At 56.7% G+C, this 26,669-nt stretch carries 23 protein-coding genes; 10 read left to right on the plus strand and 13 right to left on the minus strand.

Features of this window, described 5'->3' with window-relative positions:
• Positions 1 to 10 precede the first annotated feature (10 nt).
• On the plus strand, positions 11 to 625 hold the full coding sequence (locus RWV98_RS17905; RefSeq protein ID WP_317862547.1) for a hypothetical protein: 615 nt from the start codon (positions 11 to 13) through the stop codon (positions 623 to 625).
• Positions 625 to 1,215, plus strand: coding sequence for a hypothetical protein (locus RWV98_RS17910; protein WP_317862550.1), 591 nt, complete (start codon positions 625 to 627; stop codon positions 1,213 to 1,215). Before RWV98_RS17905 ends, RWV98_RS17910 begins: the two co-directional genes overlap by 1 nt.
• Before the next feature lie 180 nt (positions 1,216 to 1,395).
• Here RWV98_RS17910 and acrA read toward each other — a convergent pair whose 3' ends face one another.
• Genes acrA through RWV98_RS17925 form a run of 3 tightly spaced genes read right to left on the minus strand, consistent with a single transcriptional unit; the run spans position 1,396 to position 4,500 of the window.
• On the minus strand, positions 1,396 to 2,511 hold the full coding sequence (gene acrA / locus RWV98_RS17915) for an acryloyl-CoA reductase electron transfer subunit beta (RefSeq protein WP_317862552.1): 1,116 nt from the start codon (positions 2,509 to 2,511) through the stop codon (positions 1,396 to 1,398).
• An 18-nt stretch (positions 2,512 to 2,529) separates the two neighbouring features.
• Entirely contained in the window at positions 2,530 to 3,330 is an 801-nt protein-coding gene (gene acrB / locus RWV98_RS17920; protein ID WP_280963600.1) for an acryloyl-CoA reductase electron transfer subunit gamma, read from the minus strand.
• 18 nt (positions 3,331 to 3,348) lie between these two features.
• The gene (locus RWV98_RS17925; protein ID WP_280963601.1) at positions 3,349 to 4,500 is read right to left on the minus strand and encodes an acyl-CoA dehydrogenase; all 1,152 of its coding nucleotides are present in this window, start codon (positions 4,498 to 4,500) and stop codon (positions 3,349 to 3,351) included.
• Between the two features lie 331 nt (positions 4,501 to 4,831).
• Here RWV98_RS17925 and asnB point away from each other — a divergent pair, with 331 nt between their 5' ends.
• The 5 genes from asnB to RWV98_RS17950 all read left to right on the plus strand — a co-directional run bounded on the left by asnB (position 4,832) and on the right by RWV98_RS17950 (position 13,295).
• On the plus strand, positions 4,832 to 6,457 hold the full coding sequence (gene asnB, locus RWV98_RS17930; protein WP_317862556.1) for an asparagine synthase (glutamine-hydrolyzing): 1,626 nt from the start codon (positions 4,832 to 4,834) through the stop codon (positions 6,455 to 6,457).
• Between the two features lie 143 nt (positions 6,458 to 6,600).
• The gene (locus RWV98_RS17935; protein WP_317862557.1) at positions 6,601 to 8,502 is read left to right on the plus strand and encodes an acyl-CoA dehydrogenase family protein; all 1,902 of its coding nucleotides are present in this window, start codon (positions 6,601 to 6,603) and stop codon (positions 8,500 to 8,502) included.
• An 18-nt stretch (positions 8,503 to 8,520) separates the two neighbouring features.
• Positions 8,521 to 9,729 (plus strand): FprA family A-type flavoprotein, encoded by a 1,209-nt coding sequence (locus tag RWV98_RS17940; RefSeq protein WP_280963604.1) that lies wholly within the window; start codon positions 8,521 to 8,523, stop codon positions 9,727 to 9,729.
• Between the two features lie 602 nt (positions 9,730 to 10,331).
• On the plus strand, positions 10,332 to 11,597 hold the full coding sequence (locus RWV98_RS17945) for an ethanolamine utilization protein EutH (protein WP_317862558.1): 1,266 nt from the start codon (positions 10,332 to 10,334) through the stop codon (positions 11,595 to 11,597).
• Between the two features lie 54 nt (positions 11,598 to 11,651).
• Positions 11,652 to 13,295, plus strand: a complete 1,644-nt coding sequence (locus RWV98_RS17950) for a putative manganese-dependent inorganic diphosphatase (protein WP_317862559.1) — start codon at positions 11,652 to 11,654, stop codon at positions 13,293 to 13,295.
• A 175-nt stretch (positions 13,296 to 13,470) separates the two neighbouring features.
• Here the strand turns inward: RWV98_RS17950 and RWV98_RS17955 are convergent, their stop codons facing one another.
• The 10 genes from RWV98_RS17955 to RWV98_RS18000 all read right to left on the minus strand — a co-directional run bounded on the left by RWV98_RS17955 (position 13,471) and on the right by RWV98_RS18000 (position 22,702).
• Positions 13,471 to 14,403 (minus strand): sugar phosphate isomerase/epimerase family protein, encoded by a 933-nt coding sequence (locus RWV98_RS17955; protein ID WP_317862560.1) that lies wholly within the window; start codon positions 14,401 to 14,403, stop codon positions 13,471 to 13,473.
• A 13-nt stretch (positions 14,404 to 14,416) separates the two neighbouring features.
• On the minus strand, positions 14,417 to 14,692 hold the full coding sequence (locus RWV98_RS17960; RefSeq protein ID WP_317862561.1) for a hypothetical protein: 276 nt from the start codon (positions 14,690 to 14,692) through the stop codon (positions 14,417 to 14,419).
• Positions 14,622 to 15,416 carry a sugar phosphate isomerase/epimerase family protein gene (locus RWV98_RS17965; protein WP_317862563.1) on the minus strand — a complete coding sequence of 265 codons (795 nt, stop codon included), beginning with the start codon at positions 15,414 to 15,416 and terminating at the stop codon, positions 14,622 to 14,624. Before RWV98_RS17965 ends, RWV98_RS17960 begins: the two co-directional genes overlap by 71 nt.
• A gap of 42 nt (positions 15,417 to 15,458) precedes the next feature.
• Positions 15,459 to 16,619 carry a Gfo/Idh/MocA family protein gene (locus RWV98_RS17970; protein ID WP_317862565.1) on the minus strand — a complete coding sequence of 387 codons (1,161 nt, stop codon included), beginning with the start codon at positions 16,617 to 16,619 and terminating at the stop codon, positions 15,459 to 15,461.
• Between the two features lie 637 nt (positions 16,620 to 17,256).
• Positions 17,257 to 18,360, minus strand: coding sequence for a sugar ABC transporter substrate-binding protein (locus RWV98_RS17975; RefSeq protein WP_317862567.1), 1,104 nt, complete (start codon positions 18,358 to 18,360; stop codon positions 17,257 to 17,259).
• A gap of 84 nt (positions 18,361 to 18,444) precedes the next feature.
• On the minus strand, positions 18,445 to 19,227 hold the full coding sequence (locus RWV98_RS17980; RefSeq protein WP_317862568.1) for a TIM barrel protein: 783 nt from the start codon (positions 19,225 to 19,227) through the stop codon (positions 18,445 to 18,447).
• Positions 19,205 to 20,065 (minus strand): phosphogluconate dehydrogenase C-terminal domain-containing protein, encoded by an 861-nt coding sequence (locus RWV98_RS17985; RefSeq protein WP_317862570.1) that lies wholly within the window; start codon positions 20,063 to 20,065, stop codon positions 19,205 to 19,207. The genes RWV98_RS17980 and RWV98_RS17985 overlap by 23 nt, the downstream gene beginning before the upstream one ends.
• A 59-nt stretch (positions 20,066 to 20,124) precedes the next feature.
• Positions 20,125 to 21,042, minus strand: coding sequence for a carbon-nitrogen hydrolase family protein (locus tag RWV98_RS17990; RefSeq protein WP_317862572.1), 918 nt, complete (start codon positions 21,040 to 21,042; stop codon positions 20,125 to 20,127).
• A 29-nt stretch (positions 21,043 to 21,071) separates the two neighbouring features.
• On the minus strand, positions 21,072 to 21,770 hold the full coding sequence (locus RWV98_RS17995; protein ID WP_317862574.1) for a carbon-nitrogen hydrolase family protein: 699 nt from the start codon (positions 21,768 to 21,770) through the stop codon (positions 21,072 to 21,074).
• Positions 21,767 to 22,702 (minus strand): carbon-nitrogen hydrolase family protein, encoded by a 936-nt coding sequence (locus RWV98_RS18000; protein ID WP_317862576.1) that lies wholly within the window; start codon positions 22,700 to 22,702, stop codon positions 21,767 to 21,769. Before RWV98_RS18000 ends, RWV98_RS17995 begins: the two co-directional genes overlap by 4 nt.
• Before the next feature lie 460 nt (positions 22,703 to 23,162).
• On the opposite strand from RWV98_RS18000, the gene RWV98_RS18005 reads away from it, so the two are divergent.
• The 3 genes from RWV98_RS18005 (at position 23,163) to RWV98_RS18015 (ending at position 26,656) form a co-directional block, all read left to right on the plus strand.
• The gene (locus RWV98_RS18005) at positions 23,163 to 24,209 is read left to right on the plus strand and encodes a LacI family DNA-binding transcriptional regulator (RefSeq protein ID WP_317862578.1); all 1,047 of its coding nucleotides are present in this window, start codon (positions 23,163 to 23,165) and stop codon (positions 24,207 to 24,209) included.
• Entirely contained in the window at positions 24,206 to 25,075 is an 870-nt protein-coding gene (locus RWV98_RS18010) for a sugar phosphate isomerase/epimerase family protein (protein WP_317862580.1), read from the plus strand. The genes RWV98_RS18005 and RWV98_RS18010 overlap by 4 nt, the downstream gene beginning before the upstream one ends.
• A 90-nt stretch (positions 25,076 to 25,165) precedes the next feature.
• Positions 25,166 to 26,656 carry a sugar ABC transporter ATP-binding protein gene (locus RWV98_RS18015; RefSeq protein WP_317862581.1) on the plus strand — a complete coding sequence of 497 codons (1,491 nt, stop codon included), beginning with the start codon at positions 25,166 to 25,168 and terminating at the stop codon, positions 26,654 to 26,656.
• The last annotated feature ends 13 nt before the right edge of the window (positions 26,657 to 26,669 follow it).

The following is a 26,669-nucleotide window of genomic DNA, read 5'->3' on the forward strand; positions in this document are numbered from 1 at the left end:
GCGTAAAGCGATGAAGATGACGAAAAAGAAGCTGATCTATCCCTCTAAGACCTCGCTCAACCTCGCCATACGCGAGCGCACGATCAACAGCCCCAGCCGCATCATTCCGCTCACGCTGCTTGTGGCGCTGCTGATCTTTGCTTTTGCGAAATTCGCGGTCATTGACCGGCTGTTGCAGGTCAGCGCCGCCCAAAGCGAGGTGGACGGCTTGCGCAGCCAGCTTGATACGCTGAATGAGGCGAACGCGGGCTATGAAGACTTGCTCACAGAATACGCGCGCAACTCCTCCGGCTGGATGAGCGCCGAGGAGGTCGCGCTGGTGGACCGCAACACGGTGTTCGACCTGCTGCAAACCGCCGTGCTGCCCTCGGCCAATTTGCGCGATATGTCGGTCAATTTGAACGTGCTTTCGCTCAACCTGACGGGTCTGTCGCTGCGCGACGCTTCGACCATCGTGAACCGTCTGAAAGCGCGCGACGATGTGATAGACGTGATGGTGTTCACCGCCGGTTCCAAGGCGGAGGGCGCGCTGGACCAGACCCGCAAGGGCTCGGTTTCCATGACGATCGCGCTCACCAACGGCTATCCCATGCCGAGCGAGTCCGAGGAAGGGGGCGGGAACTGATGATGTATCGCAGCTTTACCACACGCGAAAAGGTGCTGATGCTGATCCTCGCCGTCCTGATGTGCGGCTTGGCGTATTATTATGTGATCCATTTGCCGGTCACCACGCAGCTTACCCAGCTTACCACGGAGAAAAGCGAGATCGAAACCGAAATGCTGATCGCGCAGGCCAAGCAAATACAGATGCAAAACATGCAGAGCGAACTGGAGGAGCTTGCCGCCGCGCCGGGCGGGCCGATGGCCGCCGTGCCCGAATACGACAATGTGCAAAACGTAATGAATTTGTTGAACCAAACGCTCGCTGGCACGCTCGATTACAGCGTGCGCTTTCAGCAGTTTGATCTAAGCGAGCAGTTCGTCCGCCGCGTGGTCACGCTGACGTTCACCACGCCGGATTACAATCAGGCCAAGGCCACGGTGCAGACCCTTGCGGCTGCCCCCTACCGCTGTCAGGTAGGTAATTTGAGCATTGGCGTAAGCGAGCAGGGTGTGACCACCGATATGACGATCACCTTCTTTGAAGCGCAATCGAATTACGTTGCCCCGCCCGCCGCGGATGAGACCAAGGGCGAGGAAGAACCGGCGGCGTAAACAGCGCGCCTCAGGTCAACGGCCGGGTGCGTCACCCGGCCCTACATTTGGGGGACGCACCGTTTCGGTGTAGGGCCGAGTGACCTCACGCGGCCGAAAACGAAGCGTCGGGCGGCTCACCATCAAATAAAAAAAATCCCCATCGCCGCGGCGATGGGGATTTTTTTATTATGTTTGCTCTTACTTAGCAGCCTTGACAGCCTTAACAGCGTCGATCATCATGGGAACAACCTTGAACAGGTCGCCGCAGATGCCGTAGTCGGCCACGTCGAAGATCGGAGCGCCGTCGTTCTTGTTCACAGCAACGATGCACTCGGAATCCTGCATGCCGGCCTTGTGCTGGATCGCACCGGAAATGCCCAGCGCCACATACAGCTTCGGATGTACGGTCTTGCCCGTCTGACCAACCTGATGGTCGGCCGACAGCCAGCCCGAGTCGATCGCCGCACGGCTGCCGCCCACTACGCCGCCGAACTGGTCAGCCAGCTCGTGCGCCAGAGCGATGCCCTTATCGATATCCTTGGAGATACCGCGACCTACGGATACGACTACCTCGGCGCCGGTCAGGTCGACCAGCTCCTTGGCTTCCTTGACAACTTCCAGTACCTTGGTCTGGATGTCCGCGTCGGATACCGCTACGTTCAGCTTCTCTACCTGTACGGCGGCAGCCTTCGCTTCGTCGTACTCGCCGCGCTTCAGCACGCCCGGGCGTACCGTTGCCATCTGCGGGCGGAAACGCGGGCAGATGATCGTCGCCATCAGGTGGCCGCCGAATGCCGGACGGGTCATCTTCAGGTTGCGGTCCGCGCGGTCAAGCGCGTCGATCTGCTCTACCGGAAGCGTGGAGGCTTCCTTCAGGAATGCCGCGTACTTCTCTACGTCCACATCGAGGTGGGTGCAGTCTGCCGTCAGGCCGGTGTGCAGGCGGGCTGCGCAGCGCGGGCCGAGGTCGCGGCCGATGTTGGTCGCCGCGATCAGCATGATCTCCGGCTTCTTGTCCATTACAACGTCGCAAATGACCTTCGCAAAGCCGCCGGTCGTGTATACGCCTAGCTTCTCGTCGGTGCAGACATAGACCTTGTCGGCGCCGTACGCGCCAAGTTCCTTCTCCATGCCGGCTACTTCCTCTTCGGAGCCGATCAGCAGACCGCAGAGCTCTACGCCCATGTCGTCCGCCAGCTTACGGCCCTCGGAGATCAGCTCAAGCACCGTCGGCTGCAATTTGCCCTGACGCTGCTCACAGAATACCCATACGCCGTGGAAATCGGCGATGTTGGTGTTATTGAAATCAGCCATTTTCGTTTCTCCTTTCAATTAAAGAATGTGCTTCTTCAGCAGTTCAGCCGCAAGCGTTTCGCAGGTAGACTTTTCAGCGCCTTCCAGCATAACGCCCTTGCCCTTCTGGGGCGGCGTGAACGACTTGAAGATGTTTGTCGGAGAACCCTTCAGGCCGATGGTGTCCAGCTCGATCAGCGGATCGTCCTTGAGCGTGTTGTAATCATAGATCGATACCGGCTTGGCATAGCAGTCCATGATACCGCCGAGGGACATGTAACGGGGAGCGTTCAGCTCCTTGATGCAGGTCAGCAGGCAGGGGGTCTCGGTCTGGATGGTCATGTAGCCGTCTTCCAGCATACGCTTAACGGTAACGGCAGAGCCTTCCACCTTGATATCAGCCGCGTAGGAAACCTGCGGGATGCCAAGCTTTTCAGCGATCTGCGAACCGACCTGAGCGGTGTCGCCGTCGATCGCCTGACGGCCGCAGAAAACGATATCATCGTCGTCCAGACCGACCTTCTTGATGGCGGCAGCCAAGATCTGGCTGGTCGCAAAGGTATCGGAACCGCCGAACTCGCGGGCGGAAACCAGAACGCCTTCGTCAGCGCCGCGCGCGATCAGCTCGCGCAGCATGCCTTCTGCCGGAGGGGGGCCCATGGTGACGACAACGACCTTGCAGCCGGTCTCGTCCTTGAGCTTCAGAGCGGCCTCAACGGCGTTGAGGTCATCGGGGTTGGTGATGGTTTGCATCGAGGCACGGTTCAGGGTGCCGTCCGGATTAACCGCAACCTTACCGGAGGTATCCGGAACCTGCTTTACACATACAATAGCTTTCATGTTCTTTCCTCCTCCTTCTTAGCGCAGAACCTGACCGGCGATGACCATTCTCTGAACCTGAGAAGTGCCTTCGTAGATCTCGGTGATCTTGGCGTCGCGCATCATGCGCTCCATCGGGTACTCGCGAATGTAGCCGTAGCCGCCGTAAATCTGCACGCACTTGGTGGTAACGTCCATAGCGACTTCGGAAGCGTACAGCTTGGCCATAGCGGCTTCCTTGGTGAACGGCAGTTCATTGTCGTGGTTGAAAGCGGCGCGGCGCACCAGCAGGCGGGCGGCGTCGATCTGGGTGTACATATCGGCCACCATCCACTGCAGGCCCTGAAACTTATCCAGCGTCTTGCCGAACTGTACGCGCTCCTTCATGTACTGGATCGCCTTGTCCAGCGCGCCCTGCGCGATGCCGAGAGCCTGAGACGCGATGCCGATACGGCCGCCGTCCAGCGTCATCATAGCGATCTTGAAGCCGCCGTTTTCCTTGCCGAGCAGACGGTCCGCCGGGAGGTGGATGTCTTCAAAGATCAGCTCGGAGGTCTGGCTGCCGCGGATGCCCATCTTGTGCTCGATCTTGCCGATGGAGAAGCCCGGATCGTCCTTGTCGACGATAAAGGCCGAAATGCCCTTGTTGCCCTTGGACTTGTCCGTCATAGCGAAAACAACGTATGTATCCGCGCGGCCGCCGCCGGTGATGAACACCTTGGAGCCATTGAGGATGTAGGAGCCGTCTTCCTGCTTGATCGCAACGGTCTGCTGCGCGGCGGAGTCGGTGCCGGCGTTGGGCTCGGTAAGACCGAACGCGCCTACCTTAGCGCCTTCCTTGGGCTCGATCAGCGGACGGAGCCACTTTTCCTTCTGTTCCGGGGTGCCGAAGTGATAGATCGGCCATGCGCCCAGCGTGCCATGCGCGGACATGATGCCGCCCGTGGTACCGCAAACGCGGCTCATCTCCTCGATCGCGATCGAGTAGCAGATGTAGTTGCCGCCGGAGCCGCCGACTTCCTTCGGGAACTGAATGCCCATCAGGCCGTACTTCATCAGCTTCTGAACGGTTTCTTCCGGGTAGCGTTCCTGTTCGTCGATCTCCGCGGCGATGGGCTCAACTTCGTTGAGCGCGAACTCGCGGCACATCTTTTGGAACATTGCTTCCTCTTTCGTAAGCCTAAAATCCATGCCATAAACCTCCCAAATAATATTCGCAGAGCGCCCGGCGTGACGCGGTTTTTCCGCCCCCGAGGGGTGTGTTCCAGAGCGCCCAGCTTTGGAGCATGTCTATTTCTATTATATCGTGCGGGCGGAATATGTCAAGGATTTAACAGAGTTTTTTCCGGTGAAAATCGTCTCTCAAATTTAAGGAACTTGCTATAATTTTACCCTGCGACAAATCGGGCCCAAACATTGCATTTCGTAATCACCCAGCAGCCGCGCCGCGCGCATAATCCCCGCGCCTTCGGCATACAAAGGATGGTAGACCAGAAATGGAGAATAAAGGAGGAACGATCCTATGTGTGGAATCGGCGGCTTTGTCGATTATGACCGGGACGCGCGTGAAAGCAGCGTGATCGCGGCCCGCATGAAACGCACCCTGACCCCCCGAGGACCCGACGCGGAGGGGGAATGGTGCGATCTCGACGCATGCCTCGTACACCGCCGCCTGATCGTCATAGATCCGGACGGCGGCAAACAGCCCATGTGCTCCCCGGACGGGAACACGGTTTTGGTATATAACGGAGAGTTATATAACACAGAAGATATACGCAGAGAGTTGCTCGCGCAAGGCCACAGCTTTTTAGGCCATTCGGATACCGAGGTGGTGCTGCACGCGTTCTTAGAATGGGATGTGCGGGCGTTTGAACGCTTCAACGGCATTTACGCCTTCGCCCTGTGGCAGCAAAGCGAACGGCGGCTCATCCTGTGCCGCGACCGGCTGGGCGTCAAGCCCCTGTTCGTGTCGCACACCAAGGGCGGAATCGTGTTCGGCTCGACGATCGGCACCGTGCTGTGCCACCCCGAGGTCGAGCCTGTGATCGACGCGGACGGCCTGCGCTCGCTGCTGCTGCTCGGCCCCGCCAGACCGCCCGCTTCCGGCGTGTTTCAGCAGATCGATTCCGTGCTGCCCGGCCACTACGCCATTTTGACGCCCGAGCGGTATATCGACCGCGCGTATTGGAAGCTGGAAGCGCACGAACACCCGGACGATCTTGCCGCAACCATTGCGCGCACGCACGAACTGATCTGCGACGCGACCACGCGCCAGCTTGTTTCCGATGTGCCGCTCGCCACCTTTTTATCCGGCGGGCTGGATTCTTCGATTCTTTCCATGCTGGCGGCCAAGGACTACGCGACGCGCGGGGAAACGCTGCACACTTGGTCGGTCGACTACCGGGACAACGCGCGCTACTTTGAAAAAAGCCGTTTTCAGCCGAATAGCGACAGTGAATTCATCGGCATGATGACCGATTTCCTCCATACCGAGCACCACAACGTCATTTTAGAGCCCGAAGCCCTGTGCGCCGCTTTGTTGCCCGCGACCGATGCGCGCGATCTGCCCGGCATGGCGGATGTGGATTCCTCGCTGCTGCTCTTCTGCGGGCAGGTGAAAAAGGATTTCACGGTTTGCCTTTCCGGCGAGTGCGCCGACGAGCTGTTCGGCGGCTACCCTTGGTACCATCGCGAGGAGATCTTGTTTGAGGATACCTTCCCCTGGTCGCGCTCGGTCGATCTGCGGCTCGGCCTGCTCGCGCCGGGCGTGGTCTCCGATGGCACGGACTTTGTGCGCCAGCACTATCTTGATACCTGCCGCGCCGCCGATAAGCTGCCCGGCGACGGCAAAAAGGACGCCCGCATGCGCGAGATGTTCAAGCTCAATCTCGATTGGTTCATGGCAACGCTGCTCGAACGCAGCGTTACAAAAGAATACTATGCCGCCGCCCCCTTTCCTATGCCGATTTTAATATGCAGTCCCTTCATCGTAGGGCGGTGTGACCTCACGCCGCCGCGCCTTTTCATACCCGAACAAATGCCGCTTTTTATTTTGAGAATATTTCTCAAAAAGGAATTGACACGCCCCTCCTTTTGTGCTATTGTGATAAACACAGAGGGAAATATCGCTTCTAAGTTAGGCATTTAGCTACATTGCACCAATAAAATATACCTTTTCTATCTACTTTAAACAAGTTTGATCCTTTTCCCTTTTCTCCGCATGAATCGCGCGCCCCAAAAGTATACTATTTTAATCTGAGATAATAAGAGAACAGCAAAGGAGGCAATGTTATGTACTACCAAACAACCGATCAGCATGAGGAGCTGCGCGCTCAAATACGCGCCTTTGCCGAAGCAGAGGTCAAGCCGATCGCTTTTCTGCTGGACAAAGAAAACCGTTTCCCGCGCGAGATCGTTCAGCAAATGGCGAAAAACGGCTGGATGGGCCTGCCCTACCCGGTCGAATACGGCGGCGCGGGGCTGGATGTAAACAGCTATGCGATCGCCGTGGAGGAGCTTTCCCGGGTAGACGGCGGCGTGGGCGTTATTTTATCCGCGCACGTGTCGCTCGGCAGCTATCCGATCTTCGCCTTCGGCACCGAGGAGCAAAAGCAGAAATACCTAACCCCGCTCGCCAGCGGCGAAAAGCTGGCAGCGTTCGGCTTGACCGAGCCGAACGCCGGTTCGGACGCGGGCGGCACCGAAACCACCGCCGTGCTCGAAGGCGACCACTATGTTTTAAACGGCAACAAGATTTTCATCACCAACGGCGGCGAGGCCGACACCTACGTCGTTTTCGCGGTCACTACGCCGGATATCGGCACGCGCGGCATTTCGGCCTTTATCGTGGAAAAGGGCTGGGAGGGCTTCACCTTTGGCGACCACTACGATAAGCTGGGCATCCGCTCGTCCGCCACGGCGGAGCTGATCTTCAACGACGTGAAGGTGCCGAAGGAAAACCTTTTGGGCAAGGAAGGCGAAGGCTTCAAGATCGCCATGGCCACGCTGGACGGCGGACGCATCGGCATTGCCTCGCAGGCGCTCGGCATCGCGCAGGGCGCGTTTGAATCCGCGCTGGAATACGCCAAGGAGCGCGAGCAGTTCGGCAAGCCCATCGCGTTCCAGCAGGTCATCTCCTTCAAATTGGCCGATATGTCGACCAAGCTGCGCGCGGCGCGGCTGCTGATCTACTCCGCGGCCGAGCTCAAGGAACACCACGAGCCCTACTCGGTGGAAGCCGCGATGGCCAAGCAGTACGCCTCCGACGTGTGTCTTGAGATCGTCAACGACGCCTTGCAGATCTACGGCGGCAACGGCTACCTCAAGGGCATGGACGTGGAACGCTTCTACCGCGATGCGAAGATCACCACCATTTACGAGGGCACTAACGAAATCCAGCGCGTCGTTATCGCCGCGCATTTGATCGGCAAGCCCCCGAAGGAGGGCGCGCCCGCCAAAAAGCGCGGCCCCATCACCGGGCACCGCAAAAAGATGGTGTTAAAGGAAGGCAGCGCGGAGGAGCGCGTGACCGCGCTGGTCGAAGCGCTGCAAAAGGATGGGTACGATTTCACCGTCGGCATCCCGCTCGACACCCCGATCACACAGGCCGAACGCGTCGTTTCGGCGGGCAAGGGCATCGGTGAAAAGGATAACATGAAACTGATCAAGGCGCTGGCCGAGCAGGCGGGCGCGGCGATCGGCTCCTCCCGCCCGGTGGCGGAAACGCTCGGATATGTGCCGCTGAACCGCTATGTCGGCATGTCGGGCCAGAAATTCAGCGGCAACCTGTACATCGCCTGCGGCATTTCGGGCGCGGGCCAGCATCTCAAGGGCATCCGCGAAGCGTCCACCATCGTTGCGATCAACAAGGACGCGAATGCGCCTATTTTCAAGAATTGCGATTACGGTATCGTCGGCGACCTGATGGAGATCCTGCCGCTGCTGACGGAGGCTCTTGACAACGGCGAACCCAAGAAGGAAGCGCCCCCGATGGTCAAGATGAAGCGCGCCAAGGCCCCGAAGCCCGCGCCGGTCGGCAAGTCCTACGTTTGCGGCGGCTGCGGCTACGAGTACGACCCCGCTCTTGGCGATCCCGAAGGCGATATCGCGCCCGGCACCAAGTTTGAAAAGCTGCCCGAGGAATGGATTTGCCCCGAGTGCGGCGAAGCGATCGATCAATTCATTGAAGCGTAACGCAAAGGAGGAATTACCATGTATTGTGTCCGCAATGTGACGGAAGACCTGTATTGGGTGGGCGGCAACGACCGCCGGCTGCACCTGTTTGAAAATATCCACCCCATTCCGCGCGGGGTATCCTACAACTCCTACCTGCTGCTCGACGAGCAGACCGTTTTGTTCGACACCGTGGATTGGTCGGCCTGCCGCCAATTCCTTGAGAACATCGAGCACGTGCTGGCCGGGCGAAAGCTCGATTACCTTGTCATTAACCACATGGAACCCGACCACGGCGCTTCGATCGAGGAAATCCTGCTCCGTTACCCGGAAACCCGCGTGATATCGACCGAAAAGGCCTTTATGCTGATGCGCCAGTTCGGCTTCCATGTCGACGGCCGCATGGAAGAGGTCAAGGAGGGCGATACCCGCACCTTCGGCAGCCACACGGTCACCTTTGTCGCCGCGCCCATGGTGCACTGGCCCGAGGCCATGGTCACCTTTGACACGACAAACGGCGTTTTGTTCGCGGCGGACGCGTTCGGTTCGTTCGGCGCGCTGGACGGCAAGCTGTTCGCGGACGAAGTGAACTTCGACCGCGACTGGATCGACGACGCGAGACGGTATTTCACCAATATCGTCGGCAAATACGGCCCGCACGTGCAGCTTTTGCTCGGCAAGGCCGCGGGCATCCTAGACCAGATCAAGTTCATCTGCCCGCTGCACGGGCCGGTCTGGCGGAAGGATTTAGGCTACTTTATCGATAAGTACGACCATTGGAGCCGCTACGAGCCCGAGGAGCAGGGCGTTATGATCGCCTACGCCTCGATGTACGGCAATACCGAAGCCGCCGCGAACGCCCTTGCCACCAAGCTGTGCGAAAAAGGCATGACGAACGTCGTGATGTACGACGTTTCCAAGACCCATGTCTCCTACCTGATCTCGGAGACCTTCCGGCTGAGCCATGTCGTGCTCGCGTCGGTCACATATAATCTGGGCATTTACCCGGTGATGCACAATTATTTAATGGATATGAAGGCGCTGAACGTGCAAAAGCGCACCTTCGCCATCATCGAAAACGGCTCGTGGGCCTGCAAATCGGGCACCTTGATGCGCGAGTTCCTCGAAAACGAGCTGAAAAACTCGACCGTGCTCGACGAGCAGCTCTCGCTGCAAAGCTCGCTGCATGACGACGCGGCCCCCGATCTCGACACCCTTGCCGATGCGATCATCGCCTCCATGAAATAGGCCCTTTAAAAAACCTCCTTTGCCAAAAGCCAGCGCCGCCGGCACTCTGCCGGCGGCGCTGGCTTTTGCGTTATTCTTCTCCATAGGAGGCTTGCTGCGCTCGCAATAAAAAACGCGGCGGTAGCCGCGCGGCGTGCCGAGGGCGGCACGCCCTACAACCCATGGCTATGCTTCGCTTAAAAAATGAGATATTGCCCACCTGCCGAGTAGGGCGCGACGCCCTCGGCGCGCCGAGAACGAAGCGCCAACGCATGTGGGCGCGCTAATCAGGCCGGTCCGGCCGGACGGAGTAACCCATCCACTGAATCCCTAGGCACCTGATTTGGCACACGCCGACCCGTACAAAAAAACTAAAGGACGGCTCACGCCGCTCCCGGACAGGAGAAGGGAAAGAAATGGAGTCCTAAGGGGAAAGGAAAACCGTCAGGTGTTCCTTTCCCCTTGGCCCCTGCGGCGGGAGCCGCACCGCCCCACTCACCCCCCGTTGGACTAAAAAACAGAAGTTCTTTGCAATATTTCGGATGTGCGCCAAATCCCGTTGACGGCGGGCGCGGCGTACTTTAATTTAAAGGGATAAGACAACAAGAACTGGGGGGCAAAATATGTTTTCCGACTTGATACAGGAAGTCACGAATTGGACGCCTTTTGTCGAAAGCGTCCGGCACTATGCGGCAAACCTATCGATCAACTCCGTCATTGTGACAATCATGATGATCTTTATGCTGCTGGGCGCGATCGACAAGGCGCAGGGCAACAAACGCGGGTACGGCGCGGCGTTTGACGAAGGCTTTCACGCCATGGGCCCGCTCGCGATCGCCATGGTGGGCGTGATCGCCGCCGCGCCGGTCATCAGTATGCTGCTGCGGCCGATCATTGGGCCGATCTACGAAATGCTGGGGTCCTCCCCTTCCATATTCGCCACCACGCTGCTGCTGGCCGATTCCGGCGGCTATTCGCTGGCGGTCGAGCTGGCCGGGCAGGATATCGTCATGGGGCAGTTCGCGGGTATCATCGTGGGCTGTACGATGGGCTGCATCCTGCTGTTCGATATTCCGGTCGCGCTCAATCTGCTGCAAAAGAAGGACCGCCCCGTGCTGGCCTGCGGCATTCTGGTCGGTACGATCACCGCGCCCGTCGGCTGTCTGGTGGGCGGCTTTATTATGAACCTCACGACGGATTACCATATGCCCATGACCGTGATGCTGCTGAGTCTGCTGCCGGTCATTCTGGTCGCGGCCGCTTTGGCCGCCGGGCTGTGGTTCAAACCCATCGCACTGATGAACGGCTTTGCCAAATTCGGCGCGTTCGTGACCGGGCTGATCGCTATTTTCGTCGCGCTCGCCGTTTTGCAGGAAAAGACCGGCATCCACCTGCCGCTCTTCCGCCTGATGGTGGAGGAGGGCGCAAACGGGATTTCCCCGCTTACGAACAGCATTACCATTTTGGGCGACATCGCCTTTATCCTGCTCGGCGCGTTCCCCATGGTGGAATGGATCAAGCGCCATTTTGGCGGCAAGCTGGCAAAGCTGGGCGGCAAGATCGGCATTAACAAGGAAGCCTCGGCGGGCATTGTGGCCACGCTGGCCAATAACATCCCCGCTTTTCAAATGGTAAAGGACATGGACCCCAAAGGCAAGCTGCTGAACATTGCGTTCGCTTCCTGCGCGGCGTTTATGTTCGGCGATCATCTGGGCTTTGTGGCGGGCGTGAACGAAACCATGATCGTGCCCATGATCTTCGCCAAGCTGGCCTGCGGCATCAGCGCGCTGGTCTTGGCAAACCTGCTGGCGCCGCAGCTGCTGGCCAAGGCGGAAAAAGCGGGCGAGCAGGCCGCGCGGGAAGAAACAGCGGAGGCAAGCAAGGGATAACGGCAAGACCCATTTTTCCACCGTCGTATGAGAGGCAAAGGAGCGAGCAACGAAATGAAACCCATTCTCGTGATCGGGCATAAAAATCCGGATACGGACTCCATCTGTTCCGCCATCTGCTATGCCCATTTAAAGCGCATGCTCACCGGCAAGGACTATATCCCCTGCCGCGCCGGGCAGGTCAACGCGGAAACCAAATATGTGCTCGACTGCTTTGACATAGAGCCGCCGCGCTATTTAAGTTCACTCAATCCACGCCTGAGCGACGTGCAGTACCGCGACGTCGCCGGTATCGGCGCGCAGATGTCGCTGCGGCGCGCGTGGGAATACATGAGCGAAAAGGATATTCAAACCATATCCGTGGTGGATGAAAACAACTATATCCAAGGCATTCTCACCTTCAGCGATATCGCCCGCTTCTATATGGAGGACCAAGGCGCGGACGCGCTGGCGGAGGCCAAAACGAGCTACCGCAACCTAGTGGATGTTTTGAACGGCGAGCTGGTGATCGGCGACCCGGAGCAGCAGCTCGAGCGAGGCAAGGTCGTGGTCGCCGCCGCCAACCCGGATGTGATGGAGGAATATCTCCACGAGCACGATATCGTTATTCTGGGCAACCGCTATGAATCCCAGCTTTGCGCGATCGAAATGAAGGCCGGCTGTATCATCATCGGCCTTGGCTCCAAGGTGTCCCGTACGATAAAAAAGCTGGCGGCCGAGGCCCATTGCGCGATCATCGCCACGCCGATGGACACCTATAGCTGCTCCAAGGTGATTAATCAGGCGGTCCCCGTGCAGCACGTCATGCGGCGGAGCGGCCTGATCACCTTCCGGCCCAGCGAGCTGGTCGAGGATGTGAAAAAGACCGTATCCAAAAAGCGCATCCGCTACTATCCCATTCTGGCCGACGATGGCAAGTACATCGGTATGGTCTCGCAGCGCAACCTGCTGGATATTGAAAAGCAGGAAGTTATTCTGGTAGACCATAACGAACGCGACCAGTCCGTGGACGGCATTGGGTCGGCGCGGATCACCGAAATCATCGACCACCACCGCATCGACGCGATCGAGACCAGCAATCCGATCTATTTCCGCAATCAGCCGCTGGGCTGCACGGCGACGATCATCGCGCAGCTTTATCAGGAAAATCGCGTGGAGATCACTCCAGCCATCGCGGGCCTCCTTTGCTCCGCGATCCTGTCGGATACGCTGATGTTCCGCTCCCCCACCTGCACGCCGGTGGATCGCCGGACCGCGGAAACGCTGTCCGAAATTGCGGGGATCGATATCAAGAGCCACGCGGTCGCCATGTTCCGCGCCGGTTCGCAGCTCATTGATCGCTCCATGGACGAGATCTTCCATATGGACTACAAGTATTATCAGGTGCGCGGCAAGCGCGTGGCGATCTCGCAGGTGACGAGCGTCAATCAAGAGGAGCTGGAGGAGATTCAGCCCCAGCTGCTGGAATACATGCAGAACTGCCTGCCCACCTCCGGGCTTGCCATGCTGTTTGTCATGCTGACCAATATTATCGAAGAGACCACCGAGCTGCTTTTTGCCGGGCAGGACGCCGCCGAGATCGTCCGCGCGGCGTTCCAGCAGGACTGTGATACGAATTCCTGCCTGCTTACCGGCGTCGTGAGCCGAAAAAAGCAGCTGGTGCCGCCCCTTTTGACCGCGCTCGAAGACGAGGACTGAGCCGAAACCTTTTTAACAAAAATATGCACCAAGGGCCTGCCGCAAAATAAGAATAACCATGTGTCATTCTTTCATTTTGCAGCGGGCCCTTTAAAATTTTCAGGCGCCCATGCGGACCGCATGGGCGCCTGAAGATAAAGAAGAAAGAAAAATGAGAGGGTCTTAAAAAAAGTCGTCAGCGCGGCAGGATGATCTGGCCGAGCGGCATTTTGGGGCCTGCGTTCGCGCCGAGCAGCAGCTCTTCGAGCATTCGCTTGGTGTGCTTGCCGTCTTGGATCGCGCGCTCCGGGAAGCCGAGCGGGTTGAAGGTTGCGATAGTGTCCTCCGCCTCGCCGAAGCCCAGCTCGCGCAGGGTTTCAAAGCAGGCGTTAAAGTCCACGTCGCCGCTGCCGATTTCGCCGATGTGCGCATGGCAGCGCACGGTGCCGTCGGCGTACAGCTCGGACGGGTTGATGTTATAGCGGAACAGCTTGGTGTAGTTCCATGTATCCGCCACGATGATGTGCTTTAAGTGACGCTGCGTATATTTCAGCATGGACGCGATATCACCCTTGCCGCCGTCGTAATGGAAGGTGTGCGGAATAGAATACAGATAACCGAGCGCCGGGCTGTCATAAGAACGGATGATATCGTAAGCGTCGTTATTGCGCTCGTAAAAATCGTTGGGATGAGCCTGTACGTCAAGACGCATGCCCTTGCTCTCGAGCAGCGGCACCAACACGTCGAGCGAGCGCATCAGCTTGGCTTCGCACAGCTCGGAACGGCTGCGGTCGCCGCCCAGCTCGGTGTTGAACACCTTCACTTCCATCATTTCGGCGATCTCGATCATGCGCTTCCAGCAGTCGATCGCGTACTCGCGCATGAATTCGTCCGGGTGCTCGATGCGGAAGCCGGTCGTCAGCGACGCGATTTCCAGTCCTTCCGCGTCGATCGCCTTTTTGTGCCACATGACCTCTTCGTTGGTCGCCTTGGGGCGCTTCCAGAAGCCCGGGAAATCCGCGTTATAGGGCGAAATGTAGTGGTAGCCCGCTTCCGCCACCAGATGATAGGTCTCTTCATAGGTCATGCCGGTCGCCCAGAACGCGCTGGTATCAAATGTAATCTTCATAAGAAAGCTCCTTTCACTTCAGCATGGTTTCATGCAGGAACGCCGCCGATTTACGAATGGCGATCAGGTTGTTGGGCATGAGCGGGTCCTCGACCTCGATGCAGACCGGGCCGTGGTAATCGCCCGCCGCGAGGGTACCGAAGAACTCCTTCCACCAGAGTTGATCGTGGCCGTAGCCGACCGCCACGTAGTTCCACACGCGGTTCGCCGCGGGGCCGTTATACGCGCCCAGCTCGTATACCTCGGTGCCCTTGATGTGGGGATTCAGGCGGGTATCCTTGCCGTGCACGTGATAGATAGCCTTTTTCCTCGCACAGCTTGCGGGCGATCATCATCGGGTCGCCGCCCATGAAAAACAGATGGCTCGGATCGAGGTTGAGGCCGATGATCGGACCGACCGCGTTTCTCAGATGCATCAGCGTGCCCACGCTAAATACCATGTTCATCGGGTGGTTTTCCAGCGCGATGGTTTCCACGCCGCTGGCCTTGGCCAGATCAGCCGCCTTGCTCCAAAAATCGATGGTGACGTCCCACTGGTACTTTAAAACGTCCTCCATCTCGGGCGGATAGGTATGGATGACCCAGTTCAGCGCCGTGTCCGTCGGGCTGCCCGCCGGCAGGCCGGACTGCGAAACCACATGCTTTACGCCCAGAAGCTCGGCCAGACGCATGGTGTTCATCACGTCTGGGCCGTGGCTCGCCCAGCGCTCGCCGGGGCCGACCGCGTTGGCCGAGCAGTTCAGCGCCGCGATCTCAAGCCCGCGGCTTTCGATGGCGTGCAGAAACTCCCGGCGCGCTTCCGCGCTCTTTAACAGCTTGTCCATATCGAGATGGGGCGCGCAGGAATAGCCGCCCGTGCCAAGTTCCAATACCTCAATGCCCATGCTGACCGCTTCATCCAGCACCTGCTCGAACGACAGGTCGGGCAGGCCGTCCGTAAACAGGCCCAGCTTCATTGGGTTCGGGTTGAACGCGGCAACCGGCATATCAAAATCTTTGGGATCGATGCTCATAGCGATTCTCCTTTTATATGTAGCGTCATGATTGATTCAGCATTAATATTCGACCCAAGCGGAGTCGTGATCGGCGGATTCGACGCACTTTTCGACCCACTTGACGCCCAGCACGCCCGCGTGGATATCGGGATACCAAAAATCGATTTCCTCGCCCTTGTCGCATTTGTCGATCGCCTGCGCAAAGCGGGCGTACAGATTGCTCCAGGATTCAAATAGGCCCTCCGGGTGGCCGCCGCCGATGCGATCGTCCGCGGTCGCCTCGGGATACAGGTAGCCCGCGCCGCGCTGCATCACGCTCTGCGGCTGGCCCTGCACCTCGTAAGCGAGCTGGTTCGGGTGCTCTACGTCCCACGCGATCGAAGCCTTTTCGCCCACGATACGGAACCGCGCGCCGAACTCGGAACCCGCGTTGACGCAGCTGGACCAGATGTAGCCGACCGCGCCGTTATCGTATTCCATGATGGTCATGGCGTTGTCCTCCAGCGGCTTGCGGCTTTCCACAAAGGCCTGCTTGGAGCACATCAAACGGCGAATCTTCATTTCCGGCATCATGGCTTCGGAAAGATAGATCAGGTGCGTGCCGACGTCGCCCAGCACATAGGCGGGGCCCGCCTTCTTCGGGTCGACGCGCCACGCGGTCGAAGCCGAATTTTTTTCCACCGCCACATTGTGCGCGCCATGCGCAAACTGCATGTTGACGATACGGATTTTTCCCAGATCGCCGCGCTCGATCATCCGGCGCGCCTGCTCGATCATCTGGTGGCCCGAGTAGCCGTAAGAAACGAACATGATCTTGCCCGTTTTTTTGACCAGCTCTTCCAGCTCCCGCGCTTCCTCGGTGGTGAAGCACAGCGGCTTTTCGCAGTATACGTGCAGGCCCGCGTTCAGCGCGGCCCGCGCAATTTCAAAGTGCGTAAAGTTTGGCGTCGCGATCGAAACGGCCTGTATGCCGTCCGGGCGCTTCGCCTCCTCCGCGAACAGGGTCTTGTAATCCGGATAGCAGCGCTCCGGGGCAACGTGCAGCTTTTCGCCAAATGCGCGGCCGCGCTCCGCGTCGATATCAAACGCACCGGCCACGAGCTGGAAATTAAAATCCCTGAGCGCCGAGGAACGGTGGATGTAACCGATTTGGCTGCCCTTGCCGCCGCCCACCATGGCCCAGCGGATCGGCTCATTAACTTTCTTTTCTCCGTAAATCATATAACTCACCTTTCTAAGCAGTTATCATCGCGTAAACGCTTGTTTCCCTTGCTTTCGAGTAAATTATATCTGTTTATCCGCATTTTGTATTACCAATTCCTGCTCTATTGCCCGCCGTCTCGCCCGCCATTTCGCGCTTTTTTCAGGGCCGATTGCAATTTTTTGCTCTTGCCCTTTTATCCCCTCCGCAAAGGACCAACAGGCCGCAAAAAGGACCGCTTCCAATCGGAAGCGGTCCTCAGCTTGTCAAAGAACCCCTTCGCGCCGCAGCGCGCATAAAATAGGATTTTGCCGCTTGCGGCAAAATCCATAAAAAGCCGCGACATGTGCGTGGTTTTTTATACAAACCGGCTTCAAGTGTGCCTGTAAGGCGCGCGCAGAAGTCGGAATTCTCGATCGAAATGGGGCTTTGTTTCGATCGACAGACTGTCAAAAATAGTTTTTTGACAGTCTCAGGACCGCTTCCAATCGGAAGCGGTCCTCAGTTTGCCGGAAACCATATGGTTTCCGGTTTTTTGGCGGCGAAGCGGAGCGTTTTTCAGTCAAGGCAGACAGTTCGCTTCCGCTCCCCGCCAAAAAAAATAGGAGGAAAAAGAGAGAAGAAAGAGCGATCAAAATTTGCGGTGAAAGCGAAGCCTTAACCGTTGACCAGCGAAGCGTCGCCAACCTCAGCCGGTGAAACATATTGGGTCACTTCATCTGTGTTCAGGTTTTCTGGGGTAATGAGCATAAAATCCATGGGGATGTATTCGGGTTCCTTGCGTACGGTATTGCCCATCGCTAGGTCATAGGCCATCTGGATCGCCTTCTGGTGCATGCCATAAGGGTTTTGCTGAATAATGCCCGAAATCCACTTTTGATCGCAGAGCTTGCGGGCGTCTGGGTCCAGATCAAAGGTCACGTTCAGCACTTCGCCGGGTGCTTTGCCCATTTCCTGCAACGCAACGCTCGTGCTGTTTGCAATTTCATTGAACGTTGAAAAAATAATCTTAATATCCGGGTTTGCGGTCAGTAGGTCATACGCGATGCTGTAGGACTTGGTCTGGTCATAGTTGGTATACTGCGTGCCGCCGCCGACCTGAACCATGCCCGGGTACTCCGCCAATGCGTCATAGAATCCCTTTTCCCGCTGCATTTCGGTAGAAGCGCCCGTTGTACCTGAAATCATCGCGTATTTGCCCTCTCCGCCCAACTGCTCTAAAAAGACCTTAGCGGCGGAGTAGCTTGCCTGATAATTGTCTGTTGAGTAGAAGTAATCATAGGTGTCGCTGTTGATATTGGAATCGCAGGTGATAACGGGAATTCCCTTTTCATATAGCTTTTCCGCAACTGGGGCGAGGATGTCAATATCGATGGGGTCCATGACTACCGCTAAAGGGTTTGCGATTTCGATCGTTTCAGCGAGTTGGATCTGCTTTTCAAGTTCCGCGGACGAGCTGGCCGCATACACGACAACTTCGGTCCCGCCAATAGAATCCGCCTTATTCATATTAAGGGTACCGGTCATCGCCATTTCCCAAAAGCCGCCGGTGGTGTTTTTCAGCAGCACGTGTATTTTGCCGTCTGATTCCTTTGGATCTCGTATCGATGGCAGCGCGCCATCCGGCTTGTCGGGCGTTTGGGTACTGTTCTCGGCCGGAGCCGGATCAGCCGCCTCCTCGGGGGGCGTTTCCGCGGAGCACGCGCAAAGCGTCAGGGCGAGTACGGGAACCAGCAAACGGGCGAATAATCTCTTTGTCATGGTTTTACCTCCTCTATCTGTTTCATGTTATCCAGTAAAGAAGCCCGGCGGTCATCCGCGCCGGCTTCCAAACCGCATGGGTTGCTATGCGTGATACGACATAATGGCCTTTGCCGCTTGCGCGGAGCCGGTTTGCGGCTCGAGCGCAAAGCCGACCATGCCTCGATAGCCGATGTCCTGAAGCGTTTGGCACAGGGCCTGAAAATCGATCTCCCCCGTACCCGGCTCATGCCTGCCGGGCACATCGGCAAAGTGGATATGTCCGATCAGGTTCCGGTACTTTTTCAGCGAGTCGATCAGACTGCCGCCGTATACCTGCATGTGATAAATGTCGCACAGCAACCGAACGCTCTCACAGTCGACCCGCTCGACAATCGCGGCGGCGGTATCCACATGCGTCATGAATACGCCGGGGTGCGCGATCGGGTTGACCGCCTCGACAAGCAGTGTGACGCCAGCCTCCTGCATGATAGGCGCCAGCTTTTGATACGTATCAAACATCGTCAGCAGTTTGGCGGCGTCGGAAAGCTCCCGGTATTCGTTCCGTACCGGTCCTTCTGGGGAAAGCGCGTTGGAATGGGTAACCAGAAATCTTGCTCCGAGCTCCTTAGCCGTTTTCGCGGAGCGCGTGACCAGATCGATGTACGCTTGCTGCCGCAACGGATCAAGCGGCGAATACAGCTCATCCCCGGTGAAGGCGACAATTTCGATTTCTGCCTTGCGGGCAGCTTGCTTGATCGCACCGATATCCTTGTCCAGCCATCCGGCGAACTCCACCGCATCAAAACCGGCCGCCTTGGCCAGCTCAAAACGCGCTTCAAAAGGCGCCTCGGCGAACAGCATTTCAATATTCGCGCTTCGTTTCATTTCCCTCTCCATATTCCGCGATACCGCGCGTGAAGGACTGAATAAAATTTAGATTGAGCACGTCGTCCATCCAGCCCGGCTTCATGATCATTTCCATCCCCTTTTTCAGCGCTGCCTTCGCGCCGTCCGACATCGCGTTCGGATCCGCATCGCCGAATGAAGTGGCGAGCTGTGGCCGCAGGTGTCCGCGCACGAACGAATAAGTAACCTCTCTGGGAACGCCCATTGCAACGACACGTTCAGCCGCTTCCCGCATCGCCTCCAACAGGGGGGCGGTAATCAGCTCCACAATGCCCGGTTCCAGAATGCACATTTGTTCAGTGGTGATCCAGAAAACGGATTCCACGGGGGAGAACAGCTTCCGGGCCAGCGCTTCCAGTTCGGGCTGGTCCGCTGCTTCGCCCTGAGCCAACGCGCACACAATATCCTGCGGGGCGGTCCCGCCCCAGTAGTCCCGTTGTATGGCCGGGTCAGAGCTGGCGGTGAATACCGAAGGATGATTGGGATGCACCACGAAATACTTTAGATACGGCACCTGACATATCGCCCCGGCGTAGGTAGCGGCCGGATCGAGCGTAATCATGACGGCGCCCGGTTTCATCAGCGGCGCAGCTTGCCGGGAAATGAACTGTAGCAGCCTGTCCGGTACCGCGAGCACAACATAGTCAGCCTGCGGAAGGGAATCTTCCATGGTACTGGGTGTAACGCCCAGCGCTTCGACCGCGTCCGCTTGTGTATCAATAAAAAACACCTTTTCATAAGCGGGATCGCAGCGCAGCTTGCCTGTCAGGCGGCTTCCCACCTTGCCGGCCGCGCCAACCAATGCAACCTTTTTCATTCTTCTCAATCCTTTCAAAGCAAAAATTGGTGAAACAGCAGATCATCTGGGCGGAGGGATTACGCTTGATACATCCCGCGCCAGTCCGCGTCTTTTAAGACCGCGTCATACATTTGCTCGTACAGCGCGGGCCGCCAATCGGGCGCGCCAACTCTGGGGTTGCGCTCGAAATATGGATAGTGCGGCATCGTGCCTGTAAGATCGATCACGGCGGTGGCTATAGCGGGAATCGTGGCGGTTTCCTCTGTAAATGCGCATCCCGCAACGACTTTGCACATTTCAATAGGCTCTGCGGGGGACAGTATGTGGCTTCCGCCGAAGTAGTGTTCGGCAAGCTCTGGCCCGGTCAGGTTGGCTGTTGCAATGTGGATGGAATTTAACCCCGCGTGCCGCCCCAGCATTTGTTGGTAGGCGGCGCGCATCTCGGGGGCGGCGCATGCCGCGGCATTCAGCACAAGACTTGCCCCTTTGGCGCATGCATAGCGGTACATTTCAGGAAAACAGAAGCTGTCATACGAGAGAGAACACATGATTTTGCCGTAAGGCGTTTCAAACAGCAGCGGCAGCTTTTCGCCTTGGGAAGCCCAATGCGGCTCGGCGCCCGCCAGATGCAGCTTGTCGTACTGCCCCACCAGTCCCTGCGGGCCGCAAACCACCAAACTATTGTAAACCGCTCCGCCGCGTCGCACCGGCATCCCGAACGCAATGTAAAGCCGGTTTGCAATGGCGGCCTTTTCCACGGCGTCAGAGGATGGACCGGGCACGGGCTCCGCCAACAACTGTTGCATTGTTTTCTCTGCCGGGGCGTTGGGATCGTCCGCATGGCCGGTCAGCGACATCTCCGGAAAAAGCACGATTTTGCTTCCGGCCCGGCAGGCTTGTTCGCTATATTCTAAAATGCGCTGCAAATTATGGTCCTTATCGCCCCATACCGCCTGAAAATTAATGACGGACAGCGTTACACAAGCAGTTGCCATATCCTTTACTCCTGACTCTATTGATGACCTTATTCGCTGGGAACGCACAGAGTCCGCGCGTCTGCCGCAGACAAATCTATGGTATGGATGTGCAGTTCGGGCGCGCAGCCCGCAGCCTTTGTGGGTAGACCGTTTAGATAAACGGCCGTTCCGTTTGCTCCCTCCCCGGGGCCGAGAATGCAGGCGCCGCCAGCCGCCCAATTTGCCGATGCGAAAAAGATTTGGTATTGCGCTGCACAGGCCGTCAGTTCCTCGTGAAAATGGGCTGACTCCGCCGCGCCGCAGGCGGCGGGATTGAGTACCAGCCTGGCGCCATTTGCATAGGCATGTTCGACGCCCCCGAAATCATCTAAGAAAACAATGCCTATCGTGCCCCAGTGGGTATCGATCAGCTGCGCCCGCTCCGGTGATCTGGTTAGACAGATCGCCTGTCCGCCTGGTGTGCAGACAACAGCCTCGTGCCGCGGCGTGCTTTCTGCCGTCACGGCGCCGAATACCACATAGGCCGACAGCTCTCTGGTAAGCGCCGCAAGCTCCTGCGCCGCCCGGCAGCGCTCCTCCGGCGCGCTGCCTGTCAATCCGGATAGCGCCGCATGCGGGAACAACACAAGGTCCGCGCCTCTTTTGACGGCCGCCCGGATATAACCGGCTATCCTGCTCAGATTTTGCTCTGGCGCGCCGGAATAGGGCAAGAAGCTCACAAGTGCGACTGTGATGATCTGCCTCACTTTTCACACACCTTCCTTTGCCATTCGCCGTCCATCAGCACATCCCTGCACATGGCCCGATAGATCTCCGGTCTCCAATCCGGTGCGTTCGTTAGCGGATTGGTCCGGTATAGTGTGCAAGACTCGTTGTGTGCGGCAATGCTCAAGTCAATGGTTGCGCTGCATATGCCGGGGTGCTGTCCCGCCGCTGCGCCAAAAGGATAGCCCGCGTAATAGTGCATTCGGCCCGGTATGCCGGTGGGCCCCATAATGCAACTGCCACCCATAAAATGCTTCACCAGATCCAGTCCGACCAAATTCGCATTCGCAATGTAAACGCTGTTTTCCAACACCAACGTTTCCAGATCGTCCCGATTGACGCATGGCAGGATATCCTCAAACGGCAGCGCCGTTACGTTGATAAACAGTTGACCTCCCATGGCCTTCGTATAGCGCACCATCTCTGGAAATTTGTAGGTGTCGTAGCAAATGCCAATGCCGATGCGTCCGAAGCAAGTTTCCAGCAGCAGCGCCCGCTCTCCGGCGGATGCCCAGCTGACCTCGCCAAACGGGATATGGGCTTTTCGGTAAGACAAAAGTCTGCCGTCGGGGCAACAGATCACCGCCGTGTTGTAGATCGTCAACGGATCCGCAGCGTCCCGCTCAGGCATGCCGAAGAGGATGTAGGCTCCAGTTTGCGCCGACAGCGCCGCGACCGCCCTTGAGGACGGCCCGGGCACGGGCTCCGCAAGCAGGGTTTGCATTTTTTGCTCCTTTTCTTTGTGCGGCTCGTCGTCGTATCCGGTAAGCGCAAGCTCCGGAAAAACGATCATATCGGCGCCGGCGTCCGCCGCCTCTTTGGAATAGCTTAAAATCCGCGACAGGTTGGCCTGCTTATTCCCCCAAACCGTTTTAAAATTTACAGTGGAAAGGTTCACAATGCTCTCGGTCACAATACTCCCCTCCTGCGCACAGCATTGTCACGAATCGTGTAACGCATCATGCAATGCATCACGTTGTCGCAATCTCTTGCAAAAATGCTCGAATCATGTCGTTTTCTCTTTATCATAGTTTGAATATAGTCGATAGACTTGCGAATGTCAACAATAATTTACGCATCATTTGCGCATCATTGGAAAATATATGTTATTTATTAAGCACATAAACCGTTTTTATTTTTATACAATTTTATATATTATGACGAATAAAGCAAAAAATATTTAAAAATATGGTGTATGCTCGCAGAAATAGTTGTATTTATGCACCCATCTCATTTTGCATCAAATTGCGATAATGATTTTTTGATGCATTTCATATTGACATTAATATTTGAATTGGTGTATGATGTAGGCAATTTAAGCGGCTATTTTATAACAATATGGCGGTGCATCATTACGCATCAAGGAGACTGTTATGATTTCTACCAGAGAACTTGCCCGTATTGCCAACGTCAGCCAATCAACGGTTTCCCGCAGTTTGCGGGACAGTCCCGAGATCTCCGTTGAAACAAAAACCCGCATCTGGAACATTGCGAAACAACACGGCTATATCACGCGGGAAAACCCTTCCAAGACCGTGATGAGCGGTCAGCGTAAGGCCATAGGCGTCTTGATAACCTTTCTCCCTTTCCTGAATGACATTTGCATGAATCAGCTGCTTAGCACGCTTTACAGTTCGATCGAGGAGGAAAACTATTATGCGATCCCTCTGATTAATTACAGCGGCGAGGAAGGGGTACAAAAACTGCGCAATTTCATCAGGCTCGGTTTGGTGGAAGGTTTTATCATTATCAACAGGACCTACGACCCGGCGATTGATGCGTACCTCAACGGGGTGGGCATGCCGGTTGTTTATTTAATCTACTATTCCAGAGATGCGGCCGAGCATACGGTAATTGTGGATGCAGACAACTACATGGGCGGTCATATTGCCGCGCAGCATCTCATTTCGTTGGGGCATCGCGATTTTATCGTAATCACCTCGCAATGGGATGAGTTTAAGGACCGCACACGCGGCTTCTTAAGCGGTCTGAGCGACAATGGGTTATCCATCCCGCCGGAAAACATATTTTGCGAGGATTGCTTTTACGATGTAGGCTACCGTCTGATTTCTGAAAACTTGCATCTGTTTCAAAAAGCCACTGCAATTTATGTGCAGGCGGATATTGTGGCCTTTGGCGTGGTCAACGCGCTTAAGGACCACGGCATTTCCGTTCCGGACGAAGTTTCCGTCATCGGTACAGATGGTTTAGAGCTCGGGGCGCTATGCCGTCCGCAACTCACCAGTATTGCTTCCCCCTTCCGAGATATGGCCAACATCACGATCGGCAAGCTGATGGAGGTGAGCAATAATCCCGGAAAGGAAACCATCACAACGAGAACAATTTTGCCGCCTTCGCTGCTGGTTCGGGAATCCACCGCACCGCCACCGAGGCGCACCGGAGGCGGGGAAATAGGATGAAAGCCGGAATTCTAACATCGGGTGTGGATCAGGATCTGGAGCTTGCATTAAAACGCATATCGGCCGACGGCTTTCGGTATGCGGAGATTCAATACGCTTGGGAACGCGAGGATGGAGACCGAACGACCGGTCAAGAGACACGGGTCCAAGCGCTGCTGAAGCAATACGGCGTGCGACTAACCGCGGTTATGCGCAATTTGTTCAGCGGCATGGAACTGATGGAACTGACCCCAGAGACGCCCGCCTTTAAAACCGAACTGGAAAATTTTCGGCAGACCATTGCGCTGGCCCGCTTTCATGGCTGTAACCTGACAAGGATTAATTCTTTTAAACGGCATACTGTGGTTTTCGGTTACGGCGGCGCATCACAGGCGCTGACCGGTGGAAACGCCGCCTGGAGCCGCTTTTTAAAGCTGATGGAGCCGGTGCTCGCAATCGCCGAGGATACCGGAATCGATGTAATGATGGAAACGGGCACCGGCGGCTTTATACACAGCGCCGCGCTGCTGAAAAGAACAATAGAGGCGCTAGGCAGCAGCCGCTTGAAGGCGCTATGGGATCCGGCCAACTGCCTTTACAGCGGCGAAAATCCTTTACAGGGTTATGAACTGCTGCGGGGGACCCTTGCGGAGATCCATATCAAAGATCTCCGCTTTGATCAACCACTTGCGCAAATAACCTATTGTCCGCTCGGATGCGGCAGCATGACCCCGTATCTGGAACCGCTTGCCGCGCTTCTGCGCAAAGACCGGTTTGACGGCGCCGTGGTACTGGAAAATCAGGTCGTATTCGAGGGCCGCCCGCTCGAAGCCGGATATGCCCAAAGCATGCCCTTATTTCGGAATACCTTCGAACCCGCTTCGTGACACACTTTGCGGTGATGGTGAAAGCCCGCCGGTCTTTGCGTACGTTTCAGCAGTAATTTGGAAAATGGTCAAGAACAGGAGGTAGTGGAAATGGATGAAATATTACGAATGAATCATATATCCAAACGCTTCCCGGGGGTATTGGCGCTTGCAGGCGTTAATCTAACGGTTCATGCCGGCGAGGTTCATGCGCTGATGGGAGAAAACGGCGCCGGAAAATCGACTTTAATGAAAATACTCAGCGGCGTTTATCAACCGGACACCGGGTCGATCATGCTCAACGGACAGCCGATACACCCTCAGGATACCAGACATTCGCAAGAACTGGGCATCAGCGTCGTCTTTCAGGAGTTGAATATTTGCCCGCATCTTTCGGTTGCCGACAACATTTTCATCGGCCGCCACAAGACAAAACGCGGTCTAGTGGACGATAAATGGACAATACAGGAATCCAAAAGGCTCTTGTCCATACTGGACGCGGACATCGACCCCAAGGTGATCGCCTCCAGACTGAGTGTTTCCGCGCTCCAGATGATCGAGATCGCCAAAGCGTTGTCCTTTGATTCCAAGATTCTGGTTCTGGACGAGCCCACCAGTTCACTCACGGCAAAGGAAACGGATAACCTGTTCCGGTGCATTGAAGCGCTAAAGGCCAACGGCATGGGTATCATTTATATTTCTCACCGTCTGGAGGAACTGCACAGGATCTGCGACCGGGTCACAGTCCTGCGGGACGGACGGCAGATCGGAGAGACCCGGATGGTCCGGGATGTGACAATTGACGAGGTCGTTTCCATGATGGTGGGCCGGACCATGGAGGACAAATACCCCACAGAAAAACGAACGATCGGCGAGGTCGTGTTTGAAGCGAAAAACGTACGTACCAAGGCCCTGTTGGATGTCAAACATATGCAGGTGCGCGCTGGGGAGATTGTCGGTCTGTCCGGGCTGGTCGGTGCGGGAAGGACCGAGTTATGCCGGGCGATTTTCGGCGCCGATCCGGTGCTCAGCAAAGAAGTCTTGATCGATGGCAGGCCGGCGACCATCCACAGTCCCAAGGACGCCATTGCCTGTGGAATCGGATATCTTTCCGAGGACCGCAAGGGCGATGGTCTGGCGATCACGATGGATGTGGAAAAGAATATCAACATGGCAAGCCTCAGGCATCACATGAAATACGGCCTTATGAACGATAAGATGCTTACAAGCAACGCACACCAATTTGTAAAACGTCTGCGCATCAAAACGCCCAGCATCAGGCAGTTGGTCAAAAACCTGTCAGGCGGCAATCAGCAAAAGATTGTCATTGCAAAAACATTATCGAATGAGGCGCGGCTCGTGATTTTTGACGAGCCGACACGAGGAATTGACGTTGGCGCAAAATATGAGATCTATGAAATTATGAACGAATTAAGCCGTCAAGGGATCGGTATTATCATGATCTCTTCGGAAATGCCGGAAATTCTCGGCATGAGCGACAGGATTATCGTAATGCACGGCGGCAGAATCAGCGGAGAACTAACCGCACAACAAGCGACGCAGGAAGAAATCATGCGGCTCGCCGCCGGATTAAAATCGTGATGGGAGGATTCTG

Source organism: Agathobaculum sp. NTUH-O15-33 (assembly GCF_033193315.1).
Lineage (GTDB): Bacteria > Bacillota > Clostridia > Oscillospirales > Butyricicoccaceae > Agathobaculum > Agathobaculum faecihominis_A.